Genomic DNA, 12,211 nt, shown 5'->3' with positions numbered 1-12,211 from the left:
TAACAGGGACAAAATGTAGTGAATTGTCGAATAATATGTAATACTCTTAATTTCTTAGTTTTATAGAGATAGAATGAGAGATAGAGTGACACATCGAAGAGGGGGTTACAACAAATATGAAAAGAATAGGACTTGCATGGCAAATATTAATAGGGCTTGCGCTTGGTATTGCGGTTGGGGCGATTTTCTTTGATAATCCAGCTGTTGTGAAGTACTTACAACCAATTGGTGATATTTTCATCCGATTAATTAAAATGATCGTTGTACCGATTGTTGTAGCAAGTATTGTTGTTGGGGTTGCTGGTGTTGGCGATGTTAAAAAACTAGGTCGACTAGGCGGAAAAACAATTCTTTACTTTGAAATTATTACAACAATTGCAATTATTGTTGGTCTATTAATAGCGAATATTTTCCAACCAGGAAAAGGCGTAAATATGGAGCAGTTAACAAAGACAGATATTTCGAAATATACACATACGACAGAACAAGTACAAAGTCATTCATTTGCAGATACATTTGTAAATATTGTTCCAACGAACATTATGAAGTCGTTAGCTGACGGAGATATGCTTGCTATTATCTTCTTCTCTGTATTATTTGGTTTAGGTGTAGCAGCAATTGGTGAAAGAGGAAGACCAGTTCTTCAATTTTTCCAAGGTGTAGCTGACGCAATGTTTTACGTAACAAACCAAGTTATGAAATTTGCACCATTTGGTGTGTTTGCACTAATTGGTGTTACAGTTTCTACATTTGGTCTTGCTTCATTAATTCCATTAGGGAAATTACTAATTGTCGTATATGGAGCAATGATCTTCTTCGTCGTAGTTGTCTTAGGACTTACAGCGAAAATATTTGGAATCAACATTTTCCAATTCTTTAAGATTTTAAAAGACGAGCTGATCTTAGCGTATTCTACAGCAAGCTCAGAAACAGTTTTACCAAAAATCATGGAGAAAATGGAGAAATTCGGTTGTCCGAAAGCAATTACATCTTTCGTTATTCCGACAGGTTATTCATTTAACTTAGATGGATCAACTTTATATCAAGCAATTGCGGCTATTTTCTTAGCGCAAATGTACGGTATTGATTTATCTATTACACAACAAATTACATTATTGCTTGTATTAATGGTTACATCAAAAGGTATCGCAGGTGTACCGGGCGTATCATTCGTTGTATTATTAGCGACACTTGGTACAGTAGGTATTCCACCTGAAGGCTTAGCGTTCATTGCTGGTATTGACCGTATTTTAGATATGGCTCGTACAGCAGTTAACGTTGTAGGAAACTCTTTAGCAGCTGTAGTTATGTCTAAGTGGGAAGGTCAATATGACGCTGAAAAAGGACAAGCTTATTTAAAAGAGATTTCTGAAAAGGGTCAAGCGGCTTAATTATAATATGAACAAGCTCTCACATAATATGTGGGAGCTTTTCTGTATATAGAAGAGGAGCAGACATAATGAAACGTAAATATGGTGACGGTTCTTCGTGGAAGAGACTAATAGAAAAGAGTTATACGGTTAAGCAAGTGGAAGAGGGAATGCTCGGAATACTGGATATAAAAAAGGTGAGAGAGCCTAGTTGTAAAGAATATGATGGTGAAGAACTTTGTATTGCAGCGGATCAGTATACGTGGATTCAATATTTCATAGACGGGAAAAACTTTGCGATTACCGCTATGTTAGATGATCAGAAAAAATTAGTGCAATATTATATCGATGTGGCGAAAGAATATAAAATAGACGATCGTGGTTTACCTTATTTTGATGATTTATATTTAGATGTAGTATTATTACCTAGCGGTAAGGTGTATGTATTAGATGAAGAGGAGCTAGAGGATGCTTATAAAAGTGGCGATGTCACGAAGGAAGAGTATGAGTTAGCTTGGTACACTACGAAATGGATATTAGCAACAATAAAAAATAGTGAATTTTATTGGATTTCAATATTAAAAGAAGAAATAGAAAAGTTAAAATGATTGTTGTATTCAAATTTTTGTATAATTACCAAAAAAATCTATACAAAAAATAATTGACTTTTGTTTTGTAAGCGAGTAAAGTTAGGGAAGAAATTATTATTAAAAAATAAATATGAAACCTTCTTATAAAGAGAGGCGGAGGGACTGGCCCTACGATGCCTCGGCAGCGGACTCGATTTCAGAGTGCTGTGCCAAATCCAGCAAGCGTGTGCTTGAAAGATGAGAAGAGCGTTTCTTATAGATGTATAAGACCTCTTCTCATCGGAAGAGGTCTTTTGTTATTCATTAGAAAAAGGTTGAAACTAGGGAGAGATGGTACTTTGAAAGAAACGAGAGGAAATGGTTTAGCTTTATTACCACTTGGGATATTTTTGGCGCTATTTATTGGTTCTGGGATTATTACAGGTGATTTCTATAAATTGCCGATACTTGTAGCGATTTCAATTGCTGTAGGAGTCGCTTTAGTGATGAATCGTAAAGAAAGTTTTAATGTGAAAGTAGAGCGGTTCGCTAAAGGTGCAGGAAATCCGGATATTATGATTATGGTATTAATTTTTGTGCTTGCAGGTGCATTTTCTGAAACTGCTAAAGGAATGGGTGGAGTAGACTCAACTGTTAATTTAGCGTTAACTATTTTACCGCCAGGATTTATCGTAGCTGGAATCTTTGTTATTGGTGCATTTATTTCATTAGCGATGGGAACTTCAATGGGAACAATTGCAGCATTAGCGCCGATTGCTGTAGGTATTAGTGGTCAAACTGATATCTCAATTGCGCTTGCAATGGCTACTGTTGTTGGCGGAGCGATGTTTGGTGATAATTTATCATTTATTTCAGATACAACAATCGCAGCTGTTCGTTCACAAGGAACAGAAATGAAAGATAAGTTTAAAACGAACTTTTTAATTGTGTTACCAGCAGCTATTATTACAATTGTACTATTAGTAATAGTTACTTCAGGGAGTGACACGCAGATTAAAGCACATAGCTTTGATTGGATAAAGATTTTACCGTACGCAGGAGTACTGATTACAGCGCTACTTGGCTGGAATGTACTTATTGTATTAACTGGTGGAACTGTACTATCTGGTGTTATCGGTCTTATAGATGGAAGTTACACGTTAGAAAGTTTCTTTAAAAGTGTAACGACTGGAATGGGCGGTATGATGGAGTTAGTATTACTTGCTATATTAATTGGCGGTATGGTTGAATTAATCCAATATAATGGTGGTATTCAATATTTAATGAATATATTAACACGTAATATTCGTTCGAAAAAAGGAGCGGAATTTGGTATTGCTGGTTTAGTGAGTATGACGAATATGTGTACAGCGAATAATACGATTTCAATTATCTTTACAGGCCCGCTTGCAAAAAATATTGCAGATCAATATGAAATAGACCCTCGTAAATCAGCGAGTGTATTAGATCTTTTCTCATGTTGTGTGCAAGGATTAATTCCGTACGGTGCCCAAATGTTAACGGCAGCAGGATTTGCAGCGTTATCTCCGGTTGAATTGTTGCCATATGCATTTTATCCAATCTTAGTTGGAGTATGTGGGATTGCTTCTATTTTAATTGGGTTTCCAAGGTTTTCGAAAGTAGCTGAGAAAAAAGAGTATCATAAAACAGCTTAATTTAATATGAATGTTAGTAATTAAAAAACGTGCAGAGGATAGACTCTGCACGTTTTTTTGCGTAAAGGGCTGAATATGACTCGGTCTTAAGTCTGAGTTAAAAACGGTTCTTAAGCTCGTTATGGAAAGATGAAAAAATAGTTAAGATAAGAGTATCAAATCGAAGGGAGGCAAGCACAAGATGAAACAATTTCTAGCGTTTATCGCAGCCGGTATTTTGGCTTTAATTGCTCTTGGTAGTCTTGCTGGTATTGTAGGATTCGCAATCGGAGCAGGAGTTGTATATTGGAGCTATAAATCATTTGTGCGAGCTAAATCATTTTTTGGAAAGTTAGCTTGGGGTATTGTTGGTTTAATCGGTTTATCCATTGCACTTTCTCATTCGCCAGCATTAATCGGTATCGCTGCTTTAGTGGTTTTATACTACGGATACCGTGAGTGGAAAAAAGAAAAAGATGTAGTTGTTGAATCTGCTCCAGAAAGTTCTAAATCATATAGCAACTTTGAAGATGAGTGGAACAAATTAATGAAAAACTAAAACAATAAATCAAATTATAATTAAAGTAGAAGAGAGGAAGATTTATAATGAAACAATCTTTATTCGGACGTGTACGCGATGCAATTTTAGCTGATTTTCATAACGTGTTAGATGAGAAGGAAAGAAAAAATCCAATTGCGATGTTAAACCAATATTTACGTGATAGTGAGCGTGAAATAACAAAAATTGAGAAGTTAATTGAGCGTCATAAAACATTAAAATCTAACTTTGCTCGTGAGCTTGAGCAAGCACGTTATTTCGTTAATAAAAGATCAAAGCAAGCTATCATTGCTCAAGAAGCAGGTGAATTACAATTGCACGAACGTGCGTTAGAAGAGGTAGCTTATTATGAAGGGCAAGTAACTCGATTAGAAGAAATGTATGCAGGTGTTGTAGAGCAAATTGATGAGTTAGAGCGTCGTCTTTCTGAAATGAAAAATAAATTAAAAGAAATGCACGCAAAGCGTATGGAACTAATGGCACGTGAAAATATGGCACATGCAAATCGTCGTATGAATACTGCGATGCATAAAATGGATGAAAATAATCCATTCTTACGATTTGAAGAGATTGAAGATCATATTCGTGACTTAGAAACTCGTATGAATGAAGAGCATGAGCGTGACACATTTGATATGAAAATTGCAAAACTTGAGCGTGAAATGAAAGAAAAGAATGATGTATCGTTAACGAAAGAGTTAACAAAATAATAGTAGTATATTATAAAACAGGCTTATGATATAGTGATAGGAGAAAAGGTGTTGGAAAGCAATGCCTTTTCTTCTATGTATATGTGACAAGAAGGGGGGAGCTGAAATGAAGAAACATTTTTCAAAGACACAATTAATGGGGATGCTCCTCATCATATTTGGGTTCGGTCTTTTTCTTGATATGATACTTGGACATTTTGAACCAGGTGGTCTCATTTTTGCATTTATTATGCTTATGTTTGGAAGGCATTATCGTAAAAAGAATCGTTATGTACGGGGAAATGTATTTTTATTTGTTGGTGGTATCGTATTTTTATTTTTCTTATTTTCATCAGCAGCATTTGTTCTTGTCGTATTTGCTTGTTTAGCTTTAATTGGTTATCAATTGATTCAACAAGGGCATCAGCAAAAAGCAATGAAGGTTGAAATTAAAGAAAAAGGGATTATAGACGAAGAGAAGCAAATATATCGTACAGAAACATATTTGAAAAATATGTTTGTAGGCAATGTGCGAATGATGGATCATATTTATGAACTTGAGGATATTAATGTTCAATATGGTGCTTGTGATGTGGAAATAGATTTAACAACTGCTATGATTCCAGAAGGGGAAACGGTAATTGTTATTCGGGGTGTCGTTGGTAATATTCGTTTATATGTGCCGTATGATATTGAACTTTCTTTAAATCATTCTGTTATTGTCGGACGTGTGCTCTTGCCAGGTCATGAAGAGACAGGGTTTAACCGCAATGTTACATTTAGAACAGAGCAGTATAAAGAGGCTCCTCGACGTATTAAAATTATTTCTTCGCTTGTCGTAGGCGACACGGAAGTGAGGAAAGTATAATGAAGAAACAAAAAAATATTTCGTGGATGTATATTCGTTATTCTATGTTGTCCTCTGTTAGTATCGCACTCATTTGTACAATTGTATATGTATGGAAAAGCGAGCAACAAGTGTATGATTTATTATGGAAGGAATCCATCGCTTCTGTTCCAATTGGCTTGTTTATTATGACTACAAGTTTACTTATCGGGGGAATTGTAGGATATGCAATCGGTTATTATATAGAGCAGCGTATACAAGGATTAAATACTTTTCTATTTGAAGTAGAGCGAGGGAATTTTCCGAGCGATGTTTCGTTTACTGCAGATGATGAATTTCATGAAGTGGAACGAAAAGTAATCGTTCTGGCTCGTCGATTAGAGGAGCAAGCTGGACTCTTTCAAAAAGTAACGAATGAACGAGCTCATTGGAATGAAGAGATGAGACAAGAAGCGATTTCTCAAGAAAGGCATCGTTTAGCAAGGGAGTTGCATGATTCAGTAAGTCAGCAGCTTTTCGCAATGTCGATGATGATGTCAGCGATTAATGAACAAATAACTGAATTTCCAGATGTGACAAAAAAACAATTGCAACTTGTTGAAAATATGGTTGTAAATGCTCAATCAGAAATGAGAGCATTGCTCCTTCATTTACGTCCTGTACAATTGGAAGGTAAGAAACTGACAGAAGGTATAGAGGAATTATTAACGGAATTATCACGAAAACAACATATGAAAATTGAATGGCTTATTGAGCCAATAGAATTAAAAAAAGGTGTAGAAGATCATTTATTCCGTATTGTGCAAGAAGCGCTATCAAACACGTTGCGACACGCGAAGGCAAAGAAAACAGAAGTGCGCCTTCGAAAAATTGATCAATATGCGATTTTAAAAATCATTGATGACGGCGTTGGGTTTGAAGTAGGGGTTAATAAGGCTGGTTCATATGGCCTAAGATCGATGCAAGAGCGTGTTCATGAAATTGGTGGGACACTCAAGGTACTTAGTTTCCCGGCCAAAGGTACACAAATAGAAGTAAAAGTACCGATTATGATTGAGAGAGGAGGAGAAGTATGATAAAAGTATTGCTTGTCGATGATCATGAAATGGTTCGTATGGGTGTATCGGCATATTTATCTACACAGCCAGATATTGAAGTAGTAGGGGAAGCTGAGAATGGAAGAAAAGGATCAGAATTAGCATTGCAATTAAGGCCGGATATTATTTTAATGGACCTTGTTATGGATGAGATGGACGGTGTCGAAGCAACACGTGCTATTATTCAAGAATGGCCAGAAGCAAAAATTGTAGTTGTAACAAGCTTTTTAGATGACGAAAAATTGTATCCTGTTATTGAGGCTGGGGCGACCAGTTACTTATTAAAAACATCAAGAGCAAGTGATATTGCTGATGCTGTACGAGCTACTTATGATGGAGAAACAGTATTAGAGCCGAAAGTTACCGGGAAAATGATGTCCCGTATGCGTCAAAAGAAAGAGCAACCTTTGCATGATGATTTAACGGAAAGAGAGTTTGAGATTTTGTTATTAATCGCAGAGGGAAAAAGTAATCAAGAGATTGCGGACGAGTTATTTATTGCACTGAAAACGGTAAAGACACATGTGAGTAATATATTAAATAAATTGAATGTAAGTGACCGTACTCAGGCGGTTATTTATGCATTTAGGCATCAATTAACGAAGTGATAAAGTGAAACTTTAATCAGTGGGGAGGTTGTTCCTCCCCCACTGATTATCAGCCCTCACCAATCGGGCTTTTACGGGCAGTTAATGCGGGATAAAGTGAAACTTTAATTGGCGGGGAATTTCTCGCTGATTATTGGCTCGATACAATATAGATTTGGCGTTAAAACTATTGAATGTTTTTATTGACGATAAATAATGTAAGCGTTATCATTGAGGTGTTAACAGTACATATAAAGGGGAGAATGTATATGTTAGTTCAAACTATATTCGGAATGGATAAGTCTAAAAAATTAGGGGATTATGTGAACGCATTACAAGCGCTTTGTGAACAATATAATGTTGAAACAGATAAAATTGCGATTATTGAGGCTACAGAGGAATACTATTTATTTTTAGTAAAGCAAGAAGAGCACTATGATGTTGTCAAGGTAGAAACAGTTGATACGAATATTGAATATTATACGAAGGCTTATAAAATAAGCAGTTTTAATCATACTGCGTATCAAATGTAAAAAAACTCCCTTTTGGGAGTTTTTTTAGGAGGCTTTTACTTCGTGAGATTCGGTTACTAATGGAACTTTTTTCGTACCGCTTAACTTAGCCATTGCAAGACCAATAAGAGCTCCTGCTAATGCTGGTATTAGCCAGCCGATTCCTTCATTATATAAAGGGATAAATTCAAAATATGGTGTGATAAATGAAACTGAAATACCACCTTGTTTTAATCCATCAAATACGCTCACTACAGCTGCTCCAATTAAAGCACCTACATAAACAGAGCGATATCCACCGAAGTATTTATGAAGTAATGATAGTAGTACGAGTACAATCGCAATTGGATACACAACAAGTAGAATTGGAACAGAGATTGCGATAATTTTCGTTAAACCTAAGTTGGCAACTAGTAATCCTAATGCGCAAATGATACTCGCGAACGTTTTGTATGAAAATGTAGTCAATAATGTTGAAAAATATTGGCTGCACGCAGATACGAGTCCAACGCATGTCGTTAAACAAGCGAGTGTAACGATAAGAGATAATAGGAGCAAACCGTATGGACCGAATAATTGTTGTACGATAACAGTAAGTAGCTGTCCGCCATTTTTTGCATATCCGAGCGAGACGCTAGTTGCCCCAAGCCAGCCGAGTGCACCGTATACAAGTACGAGCCCTGTAGCGGCAATAAGCCCTGCTTTTGCTGTGGCGATGGCAATGGACTTACGATCATTCACACCTTTAGAGCGAATTGCATTTACAACGATAATTCCGAATGCAAGTGCTGAAATAGTGTCCATTGTTAAGTAGCCTTCCATAAAGCCTTTGAAGATTGGAGAAGTTTGATACTCTTGCATTGCTGGTCCTGATTGCCCAAGTGGTGTAAATACACTTTTAACAAACAATAAGAAAATAGAGAGTAATAAAATAGGTGTTAATACATTTCCAATACGATCAACAAGTTTAGATGGATTCAAACTCAGCCAAAATACGATAGTAAAGAAGATGATTGTATATACAAATAGCACTAGGCTGCTAGAGCGGATTGTTTCTGGTAAGAAAGAACTAACACCCATTTCATAAGCGACATTTGCAACACGTGGGATGCCCATAGATGGACCGATAGAAATGTATACAATTACTGTAAAGAAAATTCCGAATAATGGATGAACATGACTTGCAAGTTGCTGCATTCCATTTCCAGATAGAGAAATTGCGATAACAGTTAGTAGTGGTAAGCCAACTCCTGTTAGTAAAAATCCAATCATTGCTGGCCAAAAGTTTTCACCTGCATTTTGGCCAAGCATGGGAGGGAAAATTAAATTACCTGCCCCAAAAAATAAAGAAAATAGCATAAGACCCGTGAAAAAAATATGTTTTTTTGATACAGTGTTCATTGTTTTTCCTCCTTTTTTAAATTCATTTGTAAGAACACAAAAAACTCGTCCCTAAAGAAAGGGACGAGTTATATTTACCCGCGATACCACCCTAATTTACACATGTAGAAATAAATCTATATGTATACGGCTTTGCAACGTACAACATGATACGTGTTCCTTGTAACGGGGGACGGCCGGTAAGAACTTACTGTAACATTCGGTTCTACTTCTCGGAGATGATTTTCGGTTACGCGCTGAACGTTGGCTTTCAGCAAATCGCCAACTCTCTGGGGAACAGTTCTATAACGTACTCGTTCTCGTCAATGAATTTTTATTCAAGTATTCTGACAGTATTGTTGCATGTTTTTTTTAGAAAGTCAATATGTTTTTTGAAAGATATATTTATATACGGAAATATCGAAAGTGATATTCGTTGTTGTAAAGGAAATGATGAATTGTAAAATGGGAGTGAAAATTTGCGGAGAATTGTAAATTTTATAGAGAAAATTGATATTTATAGGAGTGAAGAAGGGATTGTTTGAATTTATAGAGAATAATACAACAATCCACTTGCTGGAAAGAACAAACCAAAAGAGGTGACTGAAATGCTTGCGATGGGAGTATTATTTGGCATTATTGCTATAATTGGTTTTATGTGGTTATATTATTCGCGTTCGTTTAAACAAGCAGAAGTTTTACTCTTTCAAAAAGGTAGTTTGTTGACAAATCAGTCTAGATATTTAGTATGTCCGAAGTGTGGAAGTGCACAGGCCAGAAGTGGAGGATATCAAGAGTGTTGCAAAATTAGATTATGAAAGAAAGGAAGCCTCACATTATTTTGTGAGGCTTCCTTCCTTACAACTTCATGGCGCTCCAAATTGTCCATCGATCTCTTTCAATAATAGGAGAGACGTTTTGTAATGCGGTCTGTATATGTTGTAGAAGTTGAGAAAGTTCATCATCTGTTAACTCATATAGAATGGATCGACCTGTTCGAGGAGATAAATCTTGCAATAATGTTTCTACAGAATCATGTATTTTTCGTATTTCCCATTGTGTTTGTGTGGGAAGTACATGAAGAGAATGTTTTTGTAATTCTGTCTGTATAGTGTTGGTTTTTGGACGTCTTTTTGACTCTATTTCAATAAGTTTTGGAAATAAAGAGAAAAAATATCCGCGAATGTGTTCGGGACTTCCTGGAATTGTACAATCTTCAATTGTTCGATCTTGTAAAATAAGTACACCGTTTTTATTTAATATACGAGAAGCTTCACGTAAAAATGTAGGAATGTCTTGTAAATGATGAATAACTGCACGCGAAATAACTATGTCGAATGTTTCATTAGGGTATGGGATATTATGTGCATCACCGTGGATGAATGAAATGTTTGAAAAGTTGTTACAATTTTCTTTTGCAGCTTGTAATATTTCTTTTGAAAAATCAAGTCCCACAACATTATTGGCTCCCATAAGAGCGAGTTCTTTCGTATAAATCCCACCACCACAGCCGATATCAATTATTTGCTTGTTTTGTATTTCTGTAATGTTTTTTACCATTTCAGCCCAAGAAATATGAGCGTTTCTTGTTGCATATGTGTACTTATTATTTTCATCATGAAAATTAATGGACATGATAAAGACCTCCTTTCAATGATTAGTATAGCGTATTTAATAGGATGTCACGTTTTTGTTTTATGTATGAAGATTATAAGGATTTCTTATCGTAAGAGGAGGATTAATTTGAAAGGGAAATATGTATTGGTGTTGTTGTTTGTTATGTTACTAGCAGCTTGTGGTCAAGTTGAACCGAAAAAAGAAACAAAAAAAGTAGAAGAGACGGTGAATGAAGTGAAAGAAACAATAGGGGTAACCGTTATACAAAAAAAACATAAAGAGAAAAAGTTGCAGGAATCAGAAGCGAAGTTAGTAATAGACATTTTGAATAAAGCTGAGAAACAAGAAATAACAGGAAGCTTCGGTGAACCTGAATATGAAATACAAATTAGTAGAGATGGGAAAAAAGAAACTTATTATGCATGGTTAAGGGGAGAAGATAGACGAGGATGGGTGCAATATAAGAAAGCTATGTATATGTTGAATGAAAAAGATACGGAAAAGCTTTTGGATATATTTCCAAATGTCTCAGAACAAAAAGAAGATGAGATGCAGGTAAGCCCTTTAACGGAAGTAACAAAAAAAGATTTGCAGATTACCGCGTTTCATATTAAAACAGGCGATCAAAACGTGAATTATACGGTACGGTATACGATTTCACAATCACTATACAATAAGTTAGTGAAGGAGCAAGAATATTATTTGCAACTCAATTTTCCAGAAAAAGTTCAAAAATTAATTGGAGCAAAAGAGAGTGAAATGATTTTAGGTGAAAAAGTAAAGGAAGGGTATAAGCAATATGAATTACATGCTACTGTTCCGATAAAAAGCGCTTCAGAATCACAATTAAAATCATTAGAAACATATTACGAAAGTTATGATTTGAAAATATTAAACAGTAAAAAAGAAAAAATAGGTGTGTTTCAAAATATAATTCAGATTGTTAAAGATTATGGTGAAAAAATGAATTTTCAAAGATAAAGTGAGACTTTAATTAGCCCTTACGGATTGGAATGAATATAAACTCGTCAAATCTATATGACCTTTCCTAGGAAATGATAATAGAGAGGGGAAAGCACCCCTCTCTATTACTTTGCTTTTGCAGATGGCTCATTCATTGATTTTCGTGTAATAAGAAAAGAAATCATAAGAGCGGAAAGGATGACAAGGGCAATAAATACGTGATTGGGCAACAAATCTAATAATAATACGTAACTAACGGTATAAAAAATAAGAGTTGAAGCTAAAAACGATAGAGCACCTATTATAAGAGATTGTAAATTCATTTTTGTACACCTCCTTTTATTTATATTTTTGGCTGAAAATGGA

14 protein-coding genes, 1 riboswitch and 1 other annotated feature are annotated in these 12,211 nt (G+C 35.5%); of the genes, 11 read left to right on the top strand and 3 right to left on the bottom strand.

What is annotated here, in order from left to right; genetic code table 11:
* Positions 1 to 116: 116 nt before the first annotated feature.
* The 9 genes from gltP to ACQGSG_RS12090 all read left to right on the top strand — a co-directional run bounded on the left by gltP (position 117) and on the right by ACQGSG_RS12090 (position 7,906).
* Positions 117 to 1,391 (top strand): glutamate/aspartate:proton symporter GltP, encoded by a 1,275-nt coding sequence (gene gltP / locus ACQGSG_RS12130; protein ID WP_000821130.1) that lies wholly within the window; start codon positions 117 to 119, stop codon positions 1,389 to 1,391.
* A 68-nt stretch (positions 1,392 to 1,459) separates the two neighbouring features.
* The gene (locus ACQGSG_RS12125; protein WP_000824662.1) at positions 1,460 to 1,978 is read left to right on the top strand and encodes a DUF402 domain-containing protein; all 519 of its coding nucleotides are present in this window, start codon (positions 1,460 to 1,462) and stop codon (positions 1,976 to 1,978) included.
* Positions 1,979 to 2,098: 120 nt separating this feature from the next.
* Positions 2,099 to 2,204, top strand: a riboswitch (SAM riboswitch).
* Between the two features lie 94 nt (positions 2,205 to 2,298).
* Positions 2,299 to 3,615 (top strand): Na+/H+ antiporter NhaC family protein, encoded by a 1,317-nt coding sequence (locus tag ACQGSG_RS12120; protein WP_000665492.1) that lies wholly within the window; start codon positions 2,299 to 2,301, stop codon positions 3,613 to 3,615.
* A gap of 181 nt (positions 3,616 to 3,796) precedes the next feature.
* Complete coding sequence (locus tag ACQGSG_RS12115; RefSeq protein ID WP_000808641.1) at positions 3,797 to 4,153, top strand: hypothetical protein; 357 nt, start codon at positions 3,797 to 3,799, stop codon at positions 4,151 to 4,153.
* Between the two features lie 47 nt (positions 4,154 to 4,200).
* The gene (locus ACQGSG_RS12110) at positions 4,201 to 4,863 is read left to right on the top strand and encodes a PspA/IM30 family protein (protein WP_000814127.1); all 663 of its coding nucleotides are present in this window, start codon (positions 4,201 to 4,203) and stop codon (positions 4,861 to 4,863) included.
* A gap of 106 nt (positions 4,864 to 4,969) precedes the next feature.
* Complete coding sequence (liaF, locus tag ACQGSG_RS12105) at positions 4,970 to 5,710, top strand: cell wall-active antibiotics response protein LiaF (protein WP_000716095.1); 741 nt, start codon at positions 4,970 to 4,972, stop codon at positions 5,708 to 5,710.
* Complete coding sequence (locus ACQGSG_RS12100; protein WP_000744326.1) at positions 5,710 to 6,765, top strand: sensor histidine kinase; 1,056 nt, start codon at positions 5,710 to 5,712, stop codon at positions 6,763 to 6,765. The genes liaF and ACQGSG_RS12100 overlap by 1 nt, the downstream gene beginning before the upstream one ends.
* Positions 6,762 to 7,394, top strand: coding sequence for a response regulator (locus ACQGSG_RS12095; protein WP_000598707.1), 633 nt, complete (start codon positions 6,762 to 6,764; stop codon positions 7,392 to 7,394). The genes ACQGSG_RS12100 and ACQGSG_RS12095 overlap by 4 nt, the downstream gene beginning before the upstream one ends.
* Positions 7,395 to 7,567: 173 nt before the next feature.
* On the top strand, positions 7,568 to 7,906 hold the full coding sequence (locus ACQGSG_RS12090) for a DUF3922 domain-containing protein (protein WP_002061028.1): 339 nt from the start codon (positions 7,568 to 7,570) through the stop codon (positions 7,904 to 7,906).
* Between the two features lie 24 nt (positions 7,907 to 7,930).
* On the opposite strand, the gene brnQ3 is transcribed toward ACQGSG_RS12090, so the two are convergent.
* Positions 7,931 to 9,286 carry a branched-chain amino acid transport system II carrier protein BrnQ3 gene (gene brnQ3, locus ACQGSG_RS12085; RefSeq protein ID WP_325842223.1) on the bottom strand — a complete coding sequence of 452 codons (1,356 nt, stop codon included), beginning with the start codon at positions 9,284 to 9,286 and terminating at the stop codon, positions 7,931 to 7,933.
* A gap of 56 nt (positions 9,287 to 9,342) precedes the next feature.
* Positions 9,343 to 9,601, bottom strand: a binding site (T-box leader).
* Between the two features lie 272 nt (positions 9,602 to 9,873).
* Between brnQ3 and ACQGSG_RS12080 the strand changes: the two genes are divergently transcribed.
* Positions 9,874 to 10,083: a hypothetical protein gene (locus ACQGSG_RS12080; protein WP_000880630.1), complete on the top strand. Its 210-nt coding sequence runs from the start codon at positions 9,874 to 9,876 to the stop codon at positions 10,081 to 10,083.
* A 40-nt stretch (positions 10,084 to 10,123) separates the two neighbouring features.
* On the opposite strand, the gene ACQGSG_RS12075 is transcribed toward ACQGSG_RS12080, so the two are convergent.
* Positions 10,124 to 10,900 carry a class I SAM-dependent methyltransferase gene (locus ACQGSG_RS12075; protein ID WP_000026286.1) on the bottom strand — a complete coding sequence of 259 codons (777 nt, stop codon included), beginning with the start codon at positions 10,898 to 10,900 and terminating at the stop codon, positions 10,124 to 10,126.
* Positions 10,901 to 11,008: 108 nt separating this feature from the next.
* Between ACQGSG_RS12075 and ACQGSG_RS12070 the strand changes: the two genes are divergently transcribed.
* Positions 11,009 to 11,863: a hypothetical protein gene (locus tag ACQGSG_RS12070; protein ID WP_000677064.1), complete on the top strand. Its 855-nt coding sequence runs from the start codon at positions 11,009 to 11,011 to the stop codon at positions 11,861 to 11,863.
* A 107-nt stretch (positions 11,864 to 11,970) separates the two neighbouring features.
* Here ACQGSG_RS12070 and ACQGSG_RS12065 read toward each other — a convergent pair whose 3' ends face one another.
* The gene (locus tag ACQGSG_RS12065) at positions 11,971 to 12,168 is read right to left on the bottom strand and encodes a hypothetical protein (RefSeq protein ID WP_001053356.1); all 198 of its coding nucleotides are present in this window, start codon (positions 12,166 to 12,168) and stop codon (positions 11,971 to 11,973) included.
* Positions 12,169 to 12,211 lie beyond the last annotated feature (43 nt).

This window comes from Bacillus sp. GMa5/1 (genome assembly GCF_050172015.1).
GTDB classification, from domain to species: domain Bacteria; phylum Bacillota; class Bacilli; order Bacillales; family Bacillaceae_G; genus Bacillus_A; species Bacillus_A cereus.
Note: the sequence above shows the minus strand (reverse complement) of the source record. Positions and strands in the feature narration are given on the sequence as shown.